This is a genomic window from Roseateles albus (assembly GCF_028595345.1).
GTDB lineage: Bacteria > Pseudomonadota > Gammaproteobacteria > Burkholderiales > Burkholderiaceae_C > Paucibacter_A > Paucibacter_A albus.
This window is the reverse complement of record NZ_JAQQXT010000013.1, coordinates 99711-117665: the sequence shown is the minus strand read 5'-3', so window position 1 is coordinate 117665 and position 17955 is coordinate 99711. Positions and strand designations below refer to the sequence as shown.

Genomic DNA, 17955 nt, shown 5'->3' with positions numbered 1-17955 from the left:
CATGGGACAGCATTGGGACATTTTCTGCCGCGTCATCGACAACTACGGCGACATCGGCGTCAGCTGGCGGCTGGCCCGCGACTTGGCCGCACGCGGGCAGTCGGTCAGGCTATGGCTGGACGATGCCAGCGCCTTGGCCTGGATGGCTCCTGGCGGCCTTCCACCCGGCATCAACGTGCTGCCTTGGAATCAAAGTTCGAGCGCACAAGAGGCCGGTGACGTGGTCATCGAGACCTTCGGCTGCGAGCTGCCCGAGGCCTTTGTTCGCCGCATGGCGGAGCGCGCCAAGCCGCCGCTGTGGATCAACCTCGAATACCTCAGCGCCGAGCCCTATGTCGAACGCAGCCATGGCCTGAGCTCGCCGCAGTTCAGCGGCCCCGGCCGTGGCCTGCACAAACAGTTTTTCTACCCCGGTTTCAGCGCGCGCACCGGCGGTTTGCTGCGTGAGACGGGCCTGCTGGCCAAACAGATCGACTTTGACGCGCAGGCTTGGTTGGCAAGCCAGGGCTTGGAGCGGCGGCCCAATGAGCGCATCGTCAGCCTGTTTGCCTATGCCAACGCGGCCCTGCCGCAGTTGTTGGAGGATATGGCTTGCGAGCCGACCCTGCTTTTGGTCTGCCCCGGTGCCGCACAGACCCAGATGCTTGTATTGCAGGCGCAGCAAGCCTTGCCAACAGCCGGCTTGCGCTGGCAGGCCCTGCCCTATCTGAGCCAGGACGGCTATGACCGCTTGCTCTGGGCCTCTGACTTGAACTTTGTGCGCGGCGAGGACTCTTTTGTGCGCGCCCAATGGGCCGGCAAGCCCTTCGTTTGGCAAATCTACTACCAGCACGACGGAGCGCATGCGGCCAAGCTGGAGGCGTTCATGGACCTGTATCTGAGGGGCAGCGACGCGCATCTCGCCCAGCAAACCCGCGCAATTTGGCGCAGCTGGAACGGTCTGCAAGCCTGGCAACCGGGCCTGTTGAGCCAAGTCGCCGACCGCGCTCACGCCCTCAAGTGGCGTGAAGATTTGACGTCTCAAACCGACTTGGTCAGCCAGCTCCTCGGCTTGACTCACAAAACAGGCTAAAATCAGCGGCTTTGCTGCGTCGTTTGCGCCTCTTGAGGGGAACTGATGGCGCGAGCATGCATTGAGAGCATGCACCGAGAGCATGTCGACACAGGTTGATTTGGACAGACCCTCTGCATTGAATGTCTGCTCCGGTTGAAGCCCAGTCGGCCTTGAACCCTGGGTTTCGAGGCTGGCGCTGAAACCAGCATTTCAATCGCAAGGTTGCCTCAAAAACTTCTTCCCAAACATCGGAACACTCATGAAGATTGCACAAGAATTTCGCGCCGGTAACGTGATCATGCACGGCAAGGACCCCATGGTCGTGCTGAAGACCGAATACAGCCGCGGCGGCCGCAATGCAGCCACTGTGCGCATGAAGCTCAAAAGCCTGCTGAACAACTCGGGCACCGAAGTGGTGTTCAAGGCCGACGACAAGCTCGACCAAGTGATGCTGGAAAAGAAGGACTGCACCTACACCTACTTCGCTGACCCGATGTATGTGTTCATGGACGAGGAATACAACCAGTTCGAGGTCGAGGCCGAGAACATGGGCGACGCGATCCAGTATCTGGAAGATTCGATGCCCGTCGAAGTGGTGTTCTACGACGGCAAGGCTATTTCTGTTGAAGTGCCGACCTCCGTTGTGCGCGAAGTGATCTGGACCGAGCCGGCCGTCAAGGGCGACACATCGGGCAAGGTCTTGAAGCCTGCCAAGCTGGCCACCGGTTTCGAAATCTCGGTGCCAATCTTCGTCGCCCAAGGCGACAAGATCGAAATCGACACGCGTACACACGAGTACCGCAAGCGCGTCTAATGCTGTCTGGCGCTTAACTCAAGCGCTTGCAGTTTGCGCAAGGTATAAGAAAGGCACCCTCGGGTGCCTTTTTGCTTTGTCTCAAGCCTCGCTGGGCTGGTAGCCCCTGCCCTTGCCCAGCCACACCTCATGATGGCCGGCGCCGGCCGGGATCATGGGAAAGCAGTTTTCCTCGGCCGCCACCACCACATCGAGGAAGAATGGCCCGTCCGCCGCCAAGCATTCAAGCAGAGCAGCGTCCAGATCCTCGCGCCGCTCGACCCTTAGCGCCTGCCAGCCGAAGGCCTTGGCCAGCGCCACAAAGTCCGGCAGCGCCTCGTTGTAGCTGTGGCTGTAACGCCCGCCGTGGATCAACTCCTGCCACTGCCGCACCATACCCATGCGGCCGTTATTGCACAGCACCAATTTGACCGGGGTACGGTGCTGGACGGCGGTCGACAGTTCCTGAATATTCATCAGCACCGAGGCATCGCCGCTGACGCAGACAACCAGTTTGTCCGGGTGCGCGATTTGCGCGCCGATCGCGGCAGGCAAGCCATAGCCCATGGTGCCGGCCCCGCCTGAGGTCAGCCAGCGCCCGGGTCGCTCAATCTTCAGGTATTGCGCGGCCCACATCTGATGCTGGCCCACATCGGTGGAGACCACCGCGTCGCGTTGACCTATGGCTTGTTGCAAGCGCGTCATCAAGGCCTGCGGCAAGATCTGACCCTCGTTGGCATCGACGAAGCTCAGCGACCGCTCGGCACGCCAGCGCTCAATGCGCTGCCACCAATCGCTCAAATCCACCGCGCGACAGCCTCCTTCGGCCCACAGTCGCTCCAGCGCCAGCAGGCTGTCCGTACAGTCGCCCAGCAAGCCAAGCTCGGTTCGCACCACTTTGCCGATCGAGCGGGCATCGATATCCAGGTGAATCACCCGCGCATGCGGGCAAAAGCTATCCAGCCGACCGGTCACGCGGTCATCAAAGCGCGCGCCGACACAGACGATCAGATCCGCCTCATGCATGGCCAAATTCGCCTCCAAAGTGCCGTGCATACCCAGCATGCCGAGGAACTGAGCGTCGGAGGCCGGCAAGGCGCCCAGACCCAGCAAGGTCAGTGTGCAAGGCGCCCCGGTCAGGTGGACCAGGCGTTTGAACGCAGCGCAGGCCAAAGCACCGGCATTGATCAAACCGCCACCGCCATAAAAAATCGGCCGCTTGGCCTCGCTCAGCAAGGCGATGGCTCGCTTCAAGGTTTCGGCATTGCACTCAGCCTTGAGTGCCACTGACTCAAGTTCACCTACTCCTGCGCAATAGGGTTCGGCTTCTCTTCGCGTTTCGCTCTTGGCCAACTGCAGGTCTTTGGGGAAATCCACCAACACCGGCCCCGGCCGGCCGCCAGCCGCGCAGGCATGGGCTTTGGCAACGACCGCCGCCACCTCGGCGGCCGAGCGGATCTGCACATTCCATTTGGTCACCGGCTTGGAAATGCCAAGCGCGTCGCACTCCTGAAACGCATCGGTGCCGATTGCGCCAGTGGCCACTTGCCCGCTGATGCACAACACCGGCACCGAGTCACACAAGGCATCCAACAAGCCGGTGGTGGTGTTGCTCATGCCCGGCCCCGAAGTGACAAACACCACCCCGACGCGGCCGCTGCTGCGCGCATAACCTTCCGCCGCATGGACTGCCGCCTGCTCATGCCTCACTAAAACATGGCGCAGGCGCGGCTCGGCATGCAAAGCGTCATAGAGCGGCAGCACAGCCCCGCCTGGGTAGCCGAAGACGGTATCCACCCCCAGACTCAAGAGCGTCGCAATCAAGGTTTGCGCACCATTGAGCAGAGGAGCCGGCTGGGCCGCTGCATTGCAAGCTGCAGCGGAGAATGTTTTTTCAAGCAAGGTGTCCATATCAACACTTTGCCCAAACAGACTCAGCAAAGGCTGCTGTATTTTCAGGATACTTGGAGGAATTCAGGAAATCTTGCTGCAAATCTACAATACGGCAGCATGAACCTGGATAAATTCGATTTTTCAATTCTGGCTGCACTGCAGCAGGATGCGCGCATCAGCTTGGCCGAGCTCAGCCAAAAGGTCGGCCTGACCGGCTCGCCCTGCTGGAGCCGCATCAAGCGCATGGAAGAAGCCGGCGTGATCGAGGGCTACTCGGTGCGGGTCAACGCCGCCAAGATTGGCTTGGCCGACACGGTGATCGTGCAAGTCACCTTGGACAATCACTCGGACGAAGCGCTGTTCGAGTTTGGCCAGGCCTTGGAGCAAATACCGGAAGTGCTGGAGGCTTTTTTGGTCTCGGGGGACTACGACTATTACGTCCGCATTGCCGTCGCCGACACACGCGACTACGAGCGCCTGCTGCGCGAGCGCCTATACAAGATTCCCGGCATACGCCACAGCAAATCAAGCTTTGTGTTGCGGCAATTGAAGCAAAGCCAATTGCCGCTGAGGCGCTAAGGTCTTACATCGCTCTGACCCTGAGGCGCCAAAGACACTCAGTGAACTTTATGTCCGCTCTTGGCCTGGACCTTGCCCTTGGCCTTGACCTGAGCGCTCTTGGTCTTGCCTTTGCCGGTCTTCTTGGCATGCTTGCTGCCCTTGGCAGAGGATGTGCTCTTGGCGGCATGCTTGCCGCTCTTTGATTTCTTGGCCGATGCCGTGTGGCCGCCGGTCGAAGCCTTTGCTGCAGGCACCGCATAACGCTGCGCTTGCACCGCACCGGACTGGCTCGGCAGCGACTGCGCCAGGGCCATGCTGGAAACGAAACCGGCCAGCGCCAGAGCAATGATTTTCTTCATGGAATAACTTTCAACGATTGAGACAAAAACTAAACAAACACACCCGCACGCAACCATTTGGTTGCCACCCACTTTTCTCCCTCGCGCACCGGCGCACCGCCGTGCAGGCTTTGCGTTTGGGGGTGCGGTCTGTCGTAGCTGAAGAAGACCGCATTGCCTTTAACCGGCGAAACGTCCAGCTTGATGTCCGGGAAGATTGTCGCGCCGCCGGCCTGCGGCGTATTGAGGTACATCACGAGCGTGCCGACGCGCTGCCCGCCGCGCTTCAAAATGGCCGCCGCGCCGTCCATCGTCGGATCGAAGTAGTCATAGTGCGGCAGATACTCCGCACCGGGGCGGTAACGCAGCACTTGCAGGCCTTCGCCATGGTCGATAGGCCAATTCAATAGCTTGGCCAGGCGCGACTCGATGGTGCGAATCAGCTCACTCTCGCCGCGCTCGAAAAACATGCCGTCGCTGGTGCGCGCAGGGTTGATTTCGCTGCCGCCCGGCGTAGTCGCAACCGTCTCTGAGCGAGCCAAACGCGCGCTCGCCGCCGCGACCATGGCATCGCACTCCGCATCGGACAAGAGCCCGCCCAGCACCACGACACGCGGCTGAGTGATGCTCATCAAAACCTTGACCTCGTGCCCATCAATCCACAAGGTGGGCTGTCCGCCGCTGAGATCGAGCTCGGGCACTTTGCTTGCAATTTGTAGCTCTGCCGGCGTTTGCGCGTCGGAGTCGGTGCGCGACTCATCCAGCGCCCGGGCGGCCAAGTCCTCTTGCCAGCCGCTGCTTTTCATGGCGTCCAGCAATTGCGCGCGCGTAAAACCCTGCGCCAATTGCTCTTGAATCCAAACCCGCAGTTCGGGGCTGATTGCTTGCTGTTGAATTGATTGGTTTTGATGGGCGCTCATAAATTAGATGGCTCCAGCTTGCGTCTAAACACCAAACGTCCGGGCTCCGACAGGGCCGACTGGAAAGCATAACCCTCGGCCGCAAAATCCTGCAGGCCGGCGGGCGTATCAATCCGCTCGGTGATGGCGTAACGGGCCATCAGGCCACGCGCGCGTTTGGCAAAGAAGCTGATGATTTTGTACTGGCCGTTCTTCCAGTCTTCGAACACGCATTCAATCACGCGCGGCTGCAGGTCCGGCCGATTGGCGGCGCGAAAATACTCCTGAGAGGCCAGATTGACGATCACCGGCACCTGTGCGGCACGTGTGCGCGCATTCAGATGTTGGGCCAGGCGCTCGCCCCAGAATTTATACAGATTCGCACCGGCCGGGTTAGCCAAGCGACTGCCCATCTCCAAACGGTAGGGTCGAATCAAATCCAGCGGCCGCAGCACGCCGTACAGGCCCGACAAAATCGCCACATGCTCTTGTGCCCATTGCAGCTGCGCGATGCTCAAGCTATTGGCCGCCAAACCCTCATACACATCGCCGTTAAAGGCCAGCACCGCCGGCTTGCTGTTGACGTGGCTGAAGTTGGGCTTCCAGGCTGCAAAGCGCGCCACATTCAGCTCGGCCAAGGACTCGGACAGGTCCATCATGTTGGCAATATCGGCCGGCGTCTTGGCGCGCAGCAGCTTGATCAACTCGCTGGACTGCGGCACAAACTGGGGTTGGCTGGCAAGTTCCAGCAGATCCGGCGGTGTTGGGGTTTCGTAGTCGAGCGACTTGGCGGGAGAGAGCAAATAGAGCATGGACCTGATTGTCGCCGCTCCTGAGCTTACCCTCAGCTCCGACGGCCTTTGAGCAGCAAGACCACGCCCATCAGCACCACGCCAGCCGCCGCCCACTCGAAGCTGCTGATGTGCTCACCGGCAATCGCCACGCCCAGCAACATCGCAATCACCGGGTTGACGAAGGAATAGCTGGTCGCCAAACCTGCCGGCGCCTCGGCCAGCAAGACCATATAGGCGTTGAAGCCAATCAGCGATCCAAACACCACCAGATAGACCCAAGCCAGCACGGACTCCTGCTGCAGCGGCCATTGCAGCGCCTCGCCGCGCAGCAAGCTGATCAAGATCAGCACCACCCCGCCGGCCAGCATCTCGCTGGCAAAGCCCATCGCGCCCGGCGCCAAGGGGAACACCCGCTGCGACAACACGCTGCCCAAGGACCAGGTCAGGCAAGCGATGCTGATGGCCAGCAAACCGACCGGCGAGGCACTGAAGCCCTGCCCCTGCATCAGCATCAACACCCCGACCAGGCCGATGGCCATGCCCAGCATTTCCAGCCGTGTCGGGATCACCTTCCAGAACAGGTTCATCGCTGCCGTCATCAAGGGAATCACCGCGATAAAGGCGACCACCAGGCCCGAGCCCACGGTTTGCTCGGCCGTGGCGGTGAAGCCCATGCCGCCGCCCAGCATCAAAGCGCCAATCACCAGCGCGTTCAGCCATTGACGCGCGCTCGGCCAGGCCTTGCCGCGCCAGCGCATCCAAGCCGCCAGCAAGACACCTGCCGCCAGGAAGCGTGTGCCCATCTGGAAAAAAGGCGGAAAGCTGATCAGCGCGAATTTGATCGCCAGATAGGTCGACCCCCAGACCAGCCAAGTGGCCGCCAGGCAAACCAAGATACGGGGGCTCAAGCCCGCTTGAGTGGGGGCAACAGTGGTGCTATTCATGGCCGCAATCGTAAAGAAAGGCCGCCATTTATTGAAGGCAACTTCAAAGGCACTCAGCAGAATTCAAACTAACATTGAAGGAATTTCCGCAGCATCGCCTTCAAAAACATGGACAACTCCGATTTCGACAGCCACGACCACCGAATCTTGGCTGAACTCCAGGCCGACGCCCGCCTGCCCATGGCCGAATTGGGCCGGCGCGTCCACCTGAGCCAACCGGCCGTGACCGAGCGGGTGCGCAAGCTGGAGGACCTGGGCGTCATCAGCGGCTACCAAGCGATCGTCAACAGCGCCAAGCTTGGCTATGCGATGCGCGCAGTGATCCGGGTCGGCCGCTGCGATGAGTCGCGCGTATTGCGTGCGCTGGAGGCCAGCCCCGAGGTCTTGACGGCCTATAACGTGACCGGCGAAGACAGCTGGATCTTGGAGATCGCGGTGCGCGATGTGGCGCATTTGGACCAGGTGCTGCAGCGCTATTGCCAGCTGGCCCAAACCTCCACCGCCATCATCCTCAAGGTCTTGCGTGAACATGCGCCGCTGCGCCCGGCGCCGCCGCTTGAGCTCGATCCCAGTGAAGCTCCTTCGGCAAGCGCGAGCAAGCAAAAAAAGACCCGCCGAAGCGGGTCAGTTTGAGTTGGGCCGGCTGAGTCAGCCCGGACGCATCTCGCCGGCTACTTCTGGCCGGAAAACTTACTTACTTCACCAGCAACTGATTGGTTGCGGCCACATCTTCCGGCTTCAGCACGCCAGCCGCCTGGCGCAACTTCAGGTTCAAGAGCACCGCGTCATAGCGTGCCTTGGCCAGATCACGCTGGGTGGTGAAGAGCTGCGTCTGCGCGTTCAAGACGTCCAGATTGACCCGCACGCCGACCTTGAAGCCCAGTTGCGTGGCATCCAAGGCCAGCTTGGTCGAGGACTCTGCCGCTTCCAGCGCCTTGACCTGCGCAGCCTGCGACAAAGCACCGAAGAAGTTACTCCGCGTTCCCTCTGACACGCTGCGGCGCGCGTTGGCCAGATCCTGCCTGGCCTTCTCTTCCAGCACCAAGGCCTCTTTGATGCGGTTTTGCGTGGCGCCGCCGGTATACAAAGGCAGATTGACCGACAGCGCAATATTGCCGCTATTGGTCGTGCCGAGAATCTGCGAGCCATTGCCGCGCGCATTGATCACGCCTGCAGTAGCGCTCAAATCAGCCGTCAGGCCATCGGAGGCGCGGGCCTTGCCGGTTTCCAAGACCGAGGAGTCAACACCGACACGGGCCTTGCGGATCAGTGGATGCTGCTCTTCGGCACGCTCGACCCAAGGCTCGACGGAGGCCGGCGCGATCGCCGGCAAGGCCACCGGCAAGGCCAGCGCCTTAGGCGTGACCTGTTTGCCGACGACATGGTTGAGCTTCAAGCGCTTGACGCGCAAATCATTGTCGGCAGCGATTTCGGCGGCCGTGGCCAAGTCATATTTGGCCTGCGCCTCACGGGTGTCGGTGATGGTGGTGGTGCCGACCTCAAAATTGCGCTTGGCAGAGGCCAACTGCTCTGCAAATGCAGCCTTGGCCGCCTGCGTCGTTGCCAATGTGTCCTCGGCACCCAACACGTCGAAATAGGCTTGCGCTAGGCGCACGATCAAGTCTTGCTCGGCGCTCTCAAGATCGGCCGCCGCAATGTCCAGGCCCAGACGCGCTTGTTCGACGGTGAGGCGATTGCCCTTGTTGTAGAGCGAATACTTGCCGGTCAGTCCAGCTTGAAAGGTGCTGGCACCCACCCAGTCACGCTTAGGCAGATCGACCTGCTCGTGCTTGGCGGTGCCGCCAATACCCAGAGTCGGCTTCTCCAAGGCTTCGATCTGACCCACCCGATACTGGGCCGAATCAGCCTGAGCACGTGCAGACAAATAGGTCGGATCGAAGGCACGGGTCGCGTCGTACAGCTCCAGCAGACTCTGCGCCCGCGCACCTGCGGCAGCGCCGAAAGCCAAGGCCAAGGCCACACCAATCTTGGTCAGTGGGCGGAGCGAATTAGATACGCGTTGGTCTGACATGAACTTCCTCGTTAGCAATTACAAATGACAAGCGTCAATATCTCGGCACCGATGGGTCGGTCGAAAGCGACCACGCATCAATACCACCGGCGAGGTTATAGACGGAATCGAAGCCTGCGCGCAGCAAAAATGCGACGACTTGCAGACTTCTGACCCCGTGATGGCAATAACAGACGATGGGCTGCGCCCGGTCCAGCTCTCCAACGCGCGCTGGAATCTGCCCCATCGGTATCAACTCGCTGCGTAAACCGTCAACAACAATGCGGGACAGCTGCGCTTCCCAGGGCTCGCGCACATCCAGCAGCACAGGCGGATGGCTGCCGGCGCACATCGCCAGCAACTCGTCGGAGCCAATCTGCCGCATCTCAACAATCAGAAGCTGAAAGCGCTGACCGGCGCAAAGCCCTGCAAGCGGGGTGCGACGGTATCGAACAAATTGCTGGTGCGATAGTCTTGCTCGCCGACGCGTTCAATCAACTGCGCGCGCATCACCGGCTCCTCACCGACGATTGCCGCCAAACGCCCACCCAGCTTGAGCTGAGCCAAGAGCGCAGCCGGAACTTCGGCAACCGAGCCGGACAGCAAAATCACGTCAAACGGGCCTTCCGCCGCAAAGCCATTGGCGCCGTCCTGCTCACGCACGGCCACATTGGCCAGGCCTGCGCGCTTGAGATTGGCGGCGGCAAAAGCGGCCAGCTCGGGGTTGATCTCGAGCGAAATCACCCGCTGCGCACGGTGGCCCAGCAAAGCCGCCATAAAGCCGCTGCCCGCACCGACTTCCAGCACTTTTTCATGCCGAGCGACCTTCAACTCTTGCAGCAAGCGAGCTTCCACGCGCGGCACCAACATGCACTGGCCGCCGGGCAAAGGGATCTCGACGTCCATAAAGGCCAAGGCCTTGCACGACGGCGGCACAAAGTCTTCGCGCTTGACCACCGCCAACAACTGCAAAACGCCGGCATCCAGCACATCCCAGGGCCGGATCTGCTGCTCGATCATATTGAAGCGGGCTTGTTCGATATTCATGTCTAGTCCTTGGGAAAAGCTAATTCCATCAGCCCGGGATTCTAGGGCCTGCAAACTTGCGTTTTGCCCAAGCCCCGAGGTCATCCAGGTAGCAATAGATCACCGGCACCACCACCAGCGTCAGCAGCGAGGAGGTGATCACGCCGCCAATAACGGCCTGCCCCATCGGCGCGCGCTGCTCCGAGCCTTCGCTGAGCGCAAAGGCCAAGGGCACCATGCCAAAGACCATCGCCATCGTCGTCATCAAAATGGGCCGCAAGCGCACCTTGGCCGCATGAAGCAATGCTTCTTCACGCCCCATCGGCTCAGCATCAACGCCGTGGCCATGCTCCCCGGCGCGCGAGCGGATCGCAAAGTCGATCAACAAGATCGCGTTCTTGGTCACCAAGCCCATCAACATCACGATGCCGATGATGCTGAACATATTCAGCGTCGAGCGGAACATCAACAAGGCCAGCACGACACCGATCAAGGTCAAAGGCAGAGAGCTCATCAAAGCCAGCGGCTGCAAAAAGCTCTTGAACTGGCTGGCCAGAATCATGTAGATGAACACGATCGCCAGCGCCAAAGCGCCGACCGCATACTGGAAAGACTCGTTCATATTTTTGGTCGAGCCGCCGAAGGTGTAGCGATAGCCGGGCGGGAAAGCGGTTCGCTCGAGCACCGCCTTGATATCGCTCGACACCTCGCCGGAACTGCGGCCCAAGGCGTTGGCGTCGATGGTGATCTCGCGGCTCATATCGCGCCGATTGATCTGACTCGGCCCGCTCGACTCGCTCACCTCGGCCACTTGCGACAAGCGCACAACGCGCGCGGAGCCATCGGCCGCCGCCGTCACATTGATGGGCAACTGCTGCAAATCGGCCAAAGCCTTGCGTCCGGCGGGCCCTAGCCGCACGATCACGTCGTAGTTCTCGCCATCGAGCGCGCGCCAGTTGCCGACTGTGGTGCCGGCCAGCAAGGTCCGCAGCGAGCCGGCCAAGGCATTGACATTGAGGCCGGCATCGGCGGCGGCGTCACGCTTGACCTCGATCGCAATCGTCGGCCGGTTCGCCTTCAGCGAGCTATCCAGATCGACCAGCCCGGGGATCTTGATGATCTCGGCCTGGATCTGCTTGGACAGCCGCTCCAACTCACCCAGATCCGTCCCCTGAATCGAAAACTGCAGGCTTTTGCCACCGCCCAAATCGGTCGGGCCAATATTGGTGATGGTGATGGCCGGCACGGCGGCGAGCTTGTCACGCATAGGCTGGGCCAGATCGGCCACGCTGCGGCTGCGCTCGGCGCGGTTGGCCAGGCGCACATAAATCGCGCCGTAAATCTTGCCGGCCGCGAAGCCGCTATTGATCGTCGTGACGGTGTAGCGTACCTCGGGCAATTCGCGCAACAGCGCATCGATTTGGCGCGCCCGCGCCTCGGTGACTTCCAGCGCAGAGCCCACCGGCGTGTAGAAATTGATCTGCGTTTCGGACAAATCGGCCTTGGGCACGAACTCTTTGCCGACCCCGCCGAGCAAGACAAAGCTGAACAAAAACGTCCCAAACGCGATCCACAAGGTGGTGGCCTTGTGGCGCAGCGACCAGCCCAATATGCGCTGATAAGCGGCCGATAGCCATTCGGTGAAGCGATCTACCTGCAGAGTCAGGCGACCCAGCGTTTTGTCATACAGCGTCACCGGCGGCCCCCGGTGCACACCGTGCGCCTGCGGGTCATGCCAAATGCTGGACAGCATCGGGTCGAGCGTGAAGCTGACGAACATCGAAATCAGCACCGCCGCGACGATGGTGATGCCGAATTCATGGAAAAACTTGCCAACGATGCCGCCCATAAAGCCGATCGGCAAGAACACCGCCACGATGGACAAGGTGGTGGCCAGCACGGCCAGGCCGATTTCGGCCGTGCCGTCGAGTGCGGCCTGCCTGGGACTGGCGCCCATCTGCACATGGCGCACGATGTTCTCGCGCACGACGATGGCGTCGTCGATCAAGAGCCCCACGCACAGGCTCAGCGCCATCATCGTGATGTTGTTGATCGTGAAGCCGAAGGCATACATGAACAAAAACGTACCGATCAAGGCAATCGGTAGGGTCAGTCCGGTAATGACGGTGGAACGCCAGGAGTTGAGGAACAAAAAGACGATCAGGATGGTCAGCGCCGCGCCCTCGAACAAGGTGCGCTGCACATTGGCGACCGAGACCCGGATCGCGCGCGAGTTGTCGCGGTTGATCTCGGTGCGTATACCCGCCGGCGTCACATTGGCCGAGTCTTTCAGCGCACTCATCAAACCGTCAACCACCGCAATGGTGTTCTCGCCCTGACTTTTTTGCACGCTCAAGAGCACCGTGCGCTGGCCGTTATAGAGCGCCAGGCTTTCGACTTCCTGCGGCCCGTCGATCACATCGGCGACCTGCCAGAGCTTGACCGAGGCGCCGCCCTTGCGCGCCACCACGATGTCGCGAAAGTCCGCCGGCACCTTCAGCCGCGCGTTGATTTGCACGACCCGCTCCTGCTCATTCGAGCGGATCGTGCCGAGCGGCAATTCCTGGTTCTCGCTCTTGACGGCGGCCAGCACCTGATCAACGCCTACCCCCAGCGCTTCCATGTCTTGAGGGCGCAGTTGCAGCTGAATCTGACGCTGCAGCCCGCCGACGACCGACACCGAGCCGACCCCGCGCACGTTCTCAAGCCGCTTTTGCAAGACCTGGGTGGCCCAGGTGGTCAGCTCTTGTGTGCTTCGACTCTTGTCGTCAGCCAAGACCGCCACACTGAATATGGGTGTGCTCTGCGGGTCAAAACGAGAGATGCGCGGCTCCTTGACCTCGTCGCGCAGGAGTGGGCGCATCAGGGCGACCTTCTCGCGCACATCCTCGGCGGCCTTGCGGCCATCAACATCCAGATTGAACTCGATGATGACCACCGAAGTCCCCTCGTAGGAGCGCGAGGTCAAGGCACTGATACCGGCCACCGTGTTGACCGCCGACTCGACTTTCTTGGTGACCTCGCTCTCGACGATCTCCGGCGAGGCGCCGGGATAGTCCATCTGCACCACCACGGTGGGGAAATCAATATTCGGGAACTGATCGACCGACAGACGTTGATAGCTGAACAGGCCCAAGACCACCAAAGCCAGCATGACCATCACGGCCATGACGGGGTTGTTGATCGATACGCGGGTGAACCACATGGTGCCGGCTCCTGCTCAGGGCGCTGAAGCCGAAGCCTGCGCGGCGCTTGCACTTGCACGTGGCGGCAACGTCACCAGCGTGCCATCAGCCACCTGCCCCGCCGTGCCGGTCAAGAGCTGCGCACCTTCGGGCACGCCGCTGCGCAAGGCCTGTACCGGCTGGCCGCGCAGCTCGCCGCTACGCCCCAGCTCTACCTCGCGGGCCCGCGCCTTGCCGTCGATGATTTGCAGCACATAGGGCCGCGCCCTGTCGAAACGCACGGTCGATACCGGCGCCACCAAGCCCTCGCTCTCATCCAGCAAAATCCGTCCGCGCGCGAACATGCCGTGGCGCAAGCCCGCCTGACCGGCCACCTTCAGGTAGACCAGCACAGCCCGTGTACCGGCCTGAGCCGCTGGGTTGATGCGCACCACGGTGGCGGGCACTTCCTGCGCCATGCCGTCCACCTGCAGCAGCGCCTTGGCGCCAATCTTCAACTCGGCCGCCATTTCGGGCGGAATGGCCGCCTCCAGCTCCAGCTGGCTCAGGTTGACGATCTCCAGCACCCGGCCGTCAACGGGAACCCGCTCGCCCGGCTGGGCCAGGCGCTGTGAAACCTGGCCGTTGATTGGGGCAATCAATGTGGCGTCGCCATGGGCCTTACGCGCCAGATCGACGGCAGATTGGGCCGCCTGATAAGTGGCCTCGCTGCCGGCCATGCTCGCCACGGCGTTATCCAAAGCGGTGCTGGAAATAAAGCCCTGCCCGACCAAGGCGCGGTTGTTCTCCAGCGCGCGCCGCGCAATATCGAGTTGCGACTTGGCGGCGCGCGCGTTTTGCTCGGCTTGGCGCAGGCGCAAGTCCAACTCAACCGTATCGAGTTTGCCCAAGACTTGGCCCACACGCACGCTGTCGCCCTCACGCACCGTCAAGTTGGCCAGTTCGGCCGCCACCTTGGCCTTGATGATGGCGGTCTCAAAGGCCCGCAAACTGCCGGAAATTTCAAGCTTGCCCGCGAAGCGTTCGCGCTTGACCACAGCAACATCGATATCGGCCAAGCTCAGGCCGCTGCGCGGTTTGGCCTGCGCCTGAGCCTGCGCATCTTTGGCCGACTTCATCGCCTTCATTTGGCGCACGCCACCGACGCCAAGCAGGGCCACGACGGCCACCGCCAGAGAAATCTTCAACCAGGTTTTCATTGATCTCTTGCTTTCGAATTGCGGCTCAAAAGGCCTCGCAACATCAAGTCCATTTGCACCGCCAAGACGGCGGGCGGGTCGATTGTGGGGCCGTGCAGCTTGCAGGCGCCGAGTGAGTGTTGGTAAAGAATCATGTGCAGCATCGGCCCGACCAGCACATGCACGGTGTCGGCAACCGGCACCGGGCGAAACTCGCCGCTCTGGATGCCGCGTTCGATCAAGCTGCCCAGCAGTTGGTGCGTCGGCTGCACCACCTCGTCAACATAAAAGCGCGCCAACTCGGGAAAGTTGCGCGCCTCTGCCATCATGATCTTGCTTATCCCGCCGGCCGTTCCCAGGCCCACCTGCCGCCACCATTCCCCCATCACATGGCAAAGCAAATCGGCCACCGAACCCTGGTGCTGCGCGGCCAGCACGGCGGCCTCGGCGATGCGCGATGACAAGTTCTCACGCACCACCGCCTTGAACAATTCGTCCTTGCTCGGGTAATACAGGTAAAGCGTGCCCTTGGATACCCCCGCCAACGCCGCCACCTCTTCGGTGCGCGTTGCCGCAAAGCCCTTTTCAACAAACAGCGTCAATGCTGCCGCCAGCAACTCCTGCGGGCGGGCTTCCTTGCGACGTTGACGGGGGCTTGTACTCAAGTGCGGCTATACCTAATGACCAATTGGTCAGTAATATAGGCCAGGGCTCCGTGGGGGTCAACGGCGTAAACCGCGAAAAGCCAAAACCAAGGCTTCATTGGGCAGCACGGGCCGGCCCGAGCCGCGCGGATGGCTCTTCGCTCGAACTGGGTTTGGCGGAGATCGGATCAAGGCACAAAGTTTCGCGCTGAAGTCGGAAAAGCGGCCGGAGCGGGGATTCGACGGCCGTTCTGCCGCGCTCCGGGCACAAGGCCCACCTCGGCTCTCAATCCAGCGCCCCACGCAGCCACGCCGAAGATGGGTGGACATAGCCACTTGTTATCATCGCGCCCACTCAAAAAACAAGGGAGCCCCGTGTGGACGCCATTTTGCTGATCAAGGCCGCCGTCATGGGCATCGTGGAAGGCCTGACCGAGTTCTTGCCGATCTCCAGCACCGGGCATTTGATTTTGGCCGGCTCGCTGCTGGGCTTTGATGATGCAAAGAGCAAGGTCTTTGATATCGCCATCCAGACCGGCGCCATCTTTGCCGTCATCCTGGTTTACTGGCAGCGCCTGCGTGAAGTGGCGGCCGGTTTGGGCAATGACGCGCGGGCACGCCGCTTTGTCATCAACGTCGCTATCGGCTTTTTGCCGGCAGTGATCCTGGGCCTCTTGTTCGGCAAGGCCATCAAGGCTCATCTGTTCACACCCATCGTGGTGGCCAGCACCTTTATTTTGGGCGGCTTCATTATTTTGTGGGCCGAGAAGCGCCAGCAAGCGGAGGTCCGCATCCACTCGGTCGACGATATGACACCGCTGGACGCGCTAAAGGTGGGCTTGATTCAATGTCTGGCCATGATCCCCGGCACCAGCCGCTCGGGCTCCACCATCATCGGCGGTATGTTGATGGGCTTGTCGCGCAAAGCGGCGACCGATTTCTCTTTCTTCCTGGCCATCCCGACTCTGATTGGCGCCGGCGCTTACAGCCTGATCAAGGAACGTGCGCTGCTGAGCATGGCCGATGTGCCGATGTTCGGCGTCGGCCTGTTGTTCTCCTTCCTGAGCGCCTGGGTTTGCGTGCGCTGGTTGCTGCGCTATATCTCCAGCCACAGCTTCACGCCATTTGCCTACTACCGCATCGGCTTCGGCATCTTGATTCTGGTCACCGCCTACACCGGCGCGATTGTCTGGAAGGATTGATCAAGCTGCATGGGCATCGCTCACCGAGGCTTCCAACTCGGTGAAGGCCTCCTGCACATAGCGACCCAGCAGCGGCAGATTGGGCAACTCGTCGGTCGCAATCAGGCCGAAGAACAGCTCGCCCGCATAGCTGAACAGCGTGATATTCAGGAGGTTGCTCGGCGGCAAGGTGCTGATGGGATGCATTTCTTCCATCCGCGCGCCTTTGACGTACAGGTGCGACTTCGGGCCCGGCACATTCGACACCAGCGTGTTGCCCATAGGCGGCAAGGTGTTACTCAGGCCCAGCATCTCGGCGATCTGCGCCACCAGGCCGGTGATGATGGTGTAGGACTCGATCGCTTCGGCCGACACGCTGTCGATCATGGTCCGGACATTGCGCAGCGAGAAGCCGATATTGCGCAGGCGCACATAGGGGTCTTCGGTCGGCGCGGACAGCTCCACCTGGATGATGCCGATCTTGTTACCGGCGGTCTTCTCGCCCTCTTTGCGCAGATTGACAGGCATCTGAATCGTGATCGGCCGGCGTAGCTCCACCCCTTGGTCCAAGAGGTAGCGGCGCAAAGCACCATCCAAGCAGGTCAGCGCCACATGGTTGATGGTGGAGCGGGTGCGCTCACGAATGCGGTTGACACGGGCCATAGACACGCCAGCGGTGGTGAACTGGCGCCCCGACGTCACTTGGCCGGTCAGCGGTGTCTTGGCGCTGGACACAAAGGGCAAGGCGATCGCGTTCTTGGTCAGCTTGACGCTCTCCAAGAACAACATCGCCGCCAGGCGACTGATGCCCAGAATCCGCAGGCTGGTGCCGCTGAGTTCTTTCCAGACAGCGGCCAGCATCTCGTCTTGGCGTTTGACGCCAATCCGACGCTTGCCCTTGCCATGCCCGCCATGCTGGAGCGTCCACACCGGCGTCAGCTCCAGCTCTTCGGCCGAATCGGCCAGACCCTCGGCCGTCCAGCGCGCCATGGTGACGCCGTCGGCATAGGCATGGTGCATCTTTTGATAGATCGCGAAGCGCCCCTCGGTAAGCCCGTCGATCACATGCAAGGCCCACAGCGGGCGCGAGCGGTCCAACATCGGCTCATGCAGGCCGGCCACAAAAGCGTAGAGCGCCTCCCGGTCATTCGCGCCGCGCGGCAGCTTGTGATAAAAAATATGCTGGCTCAGGTCCACTTCGGCGTCTTGCCAGCAGGGCATGGCGGTGAGCGAAAAGCGGATCACTCGGTTGAAGGGCGGCGCCACCTCGGTGAAGCCCAGGTATTCGCGGTAGAGACTTTTGGCAAAGCTCACCGGCGCTTTGGCCGGCCGCTTGAACATCAGCAGCCCGCCCACATGCTTGGGGCTGGCCTGCGACTCGGCGACGAAGAAACCCAGGTCAAGCAAGGACAGTTTTTTCATGGTGTTGCGCGCAGAGAAATGGTTGCAGCGAT

The 17955-nt window shown here is 61.3% G+C and carries 17 protein-coding genes; 5 read left to right on the top strand and 12 right to left on the bottom strand.

The window, feature by feature from the left end; genetic code table 11:
• The first annotated feature begins 1 nt into the window (after position 1).
• A complete protein-coding gene (gene earP / locus PRZ03_RS18990) occupies positions 2 to 1072 on the top strand; it encodes an elongation factor P maturation arginine rhamnosyltransferase EarP (protein ID WP_273601830.1) in 1071 nt (356 codons plus the stop codon).
• Between the two features lie 241 nt (positions 1073 to 1313).
• A complete protein-coding gene (gene efp, locus PRZ03_RS18985) occupies positions 1314 to 1868 on the top strand; it encodes an elongation factor P (protein ID WP_273601829.1) in 555 nt (184 codons plus the stop codon).
• Positions 1869 to 1949: 81 nt separating this feature from the next.
• On the opposite strand, the gene ilvB is transcribed toward efp, so the two are convergent.
• The gene (gene ilvB / locus PRZ03_RS18980) at positions 1950 to 3758 is read right to left on the bottom strand and encodes a biosynthetic-type acetolactate synthase large subunit (RefSeq protein WP_273601828.1); all 1809 of its coding nucleotides are present in this window, start codon (positions 3756 to 3758) and stop codon (positions 1950 to 1952) included.
• Positions 3759 to 3857: 99 nt separating this feature from the next.
• On the opposite strand from ilvB, the gene PRZ03_RS18975 reads away from it, so the two are divergent.
• The gene (locus PRZ03_RS18975; protein WP_273601827.1) at positions 3858 to 4319 is read left to right on the top strand and encodes an Lrp/AsnC family transcriptional regulator; all 462 of its coding nucleotides are present in this window, start codon (positions 3858 to 3860) and stop codon (positions 4317 to 4319) included.
• A gap of 38 nt (positions 4320 to 4357) precedes the next feature.
• On the opposite strand, the gene PRZ03_RS18970 is transcribed toward PRZ03_RS18975, so the two are convergent.
• The 4 genes from PRZ03_RS18970 to yedA are packed head-to-tail and all read right to left on the bottom strand — an operon-like array spanning position 4358 to position 7276.
• The gene (locus PRZ03_RS18970) at positions 4358 to 4660 is read right to left on the bottom strand and encodes a hypothetical protein (protein WP_263532231.1); all 303 of its coding nucleotides are present in this window, start codon (positions 4658 to 4660) and stop codon (positions 4358 to 4360) included.
• Between the two features lie 29 nt (positions 4661 to 4689).
• Positions 4690 to 5559 carry a 2OG-Fe(II) oxygenase gene (locus PRZ03_RS18965; protein ID WP_273601826.1) on the bottom strand — a complete coding sequence of 290 codons (870 nt, stop codon included), beginning with the start codon at positions 5557 to 5559 and terminating at the stop codon, positions 4690 to 4692.
• Entirely contained in the window at positions 5556 to 6350 is a 795-nt protein-coding gene (yaaA, locus tag PRZ03_RS18960) for a peroxide stress protein YaaA (RefSeq protein WP_273601825.1), read from the bottom strand. The genes PRZ03_RS18965 and yaaA overlap by 4 nt, the downstream gene beginning before the upstream one ends.
• A gap of 32 nt (positions 6351 to 6382) precedes the next feature.
• The gene (gene yedA, locus PRZ03_RS18955; protein ID WP_273601824.1) at positions 6383 to 7276 is read right to left on the bottom strand and encodes a drug/metabolite exporter YedA; all 894 of its coding nucleotides are present in this window, start codon (positions 7274 to 7276) and stop codon (positions 6383 to 6385) included.
• Positions 7277 to 7384: 108 nt separating this feature from the next.
• Here yedA and PRZ03_RS18950 point away from each other — a divergent pair, with 108 nt between their 5' ends.
• Positions 7385 to 7909, top strand: coding sequence for an Lrp/AsnC family transcriptional regulator (locus PRZ03_RS18950; RefSeq protein ID WP_273601823.1), 525 nt, complete (start codon positions 7385 to 7387; stop codon positions 7907 to 7909).
• A 61-nt stretch (positions 7910 to 7970) separates the two neighbouring features.
• Here the strand turns inward: PRZ03_RS18950 and PRZ03_RS18945 are convergent, their stop codons facing one another.
• From PRZ03_RS18945 to PRZ03_RS18920, 6 genes are read right to left on the bottom strand one after another with little or no spacing between them, the layout of a single operon-like run.
• Positions 7971 to 9308 carry a TolC family outer membrane protein gene (locus tag PRZ03_RS18945; protein ID WP_263532226.1) on the bottom strand — a complete coding sequence of 446 codons (1338 nt, stop codon included), beginning with the start codon at positions 9306 to 9308 and terminating at the stop codon, positions 7971 to 7973.
• 34 nt (positions 9309 to 9342) lie between these two features.
• Positions 9343 to 9672, bottom strand: a complete 330-nt coding sequence (locus tag PRZ03_RS18940; RefSeq protein WP_263532225.1) for a rhodanese-like domain-containing protein — start codon at positions 9670 to 9672, stop codon at positions 9343 to 9345.
• 8 nt (positions 9673 to 9680) lie between these two features.
• Positions 9681 to 10334 (bottom strand): protein-L-isoaspartate O-methyltransferase family protein, encoded by a 654-nt coding sequence (locus PRZ03_RS18935; protein WP_273601822.1) that lies wholly within the window; start codon positions 10332 to 10334, stop codon positions 9681 to 9683.
• Positions 10335 to 10362: 28 nt separating this feature from the next.
• Positions 10363 to 13518 carry an efflux RND transporter permease subunit gene (locus tag PRZ03_RS18930; RefSeq protein WP_273601821.1) on the bottom strand — a complete coding sequence of 1052 codons (3156 nt, stop codon included), beginning with the start codon at positions 13516 to 13518 and terminating at the stop codon, positions 10363 to 10365.
• Between the two features lie 15 nt (positions 13519 to 13533).
• Positions 13534 to 14697 carry an efflux RND transporter periplasmic adaptor subunit gene (locus PRZ03_RS18925; RefSeq protein WP_273601820.1) on the bottom strand — a complete coding sequence of 388 codons (1164 nt, stop codon included), beginning with the start codon at positions 14695 to 14697 and terminating at the stop codon, positions 13534 to 13536.
• Positions 14694 to 15341 carry a TetR/AcrR family transcriptional regulator gene (locus PRZ03_RS18920; RefSeq protein WP_263532221.1) on the bottom strand — a complete coding sequence of 216 codons (648 nt, stop codon included), beginning with the start codon at positions 15339 to 15341 and terminating at the stop codon, positions 14694 to 14696. Before PRZ03_RS18920 ends, PRZ03_RS18925 begins: the two co-directional genes overlap by 4 nt.
• Positions 15342 to 15697: 356 nt before the next feature.
• Between PRZ03_RS18920 and PRZ03_RS18915 the strand changes: the two genes are divergently transcribed.
• On the top strand, positions 15698 to 16522 hold the full coding sequence (locus tag PRZ03_RS18915; protein WP_273601819.1) for an undecaprenyl-diphosphate phosphatase: 825 nt from the start codon (positions 15698 to 15700) through the stop codon (positions 16520 to 16522).
• Here the strand turns inward: PRZ03_RS18915 and PRZ03_RS18910 are convergent, their stop codons facing one another.
• The gene (locus tag PRZ03_RS18910; RefSeq protein WP_273601818.1) at positions 16523 to 17923 is read right to left on the bottom strand and encodes a wax ester/triacylglycerol synthase family O-acyltransferase; all 1401 of its coding nucleotides are present in this window, start codon (positions 17921 to 17923) and stop codon (positions 16523 to 16525) included.
• Positions 17924 to 17955 lie beyond the last annotated feature (32 nt).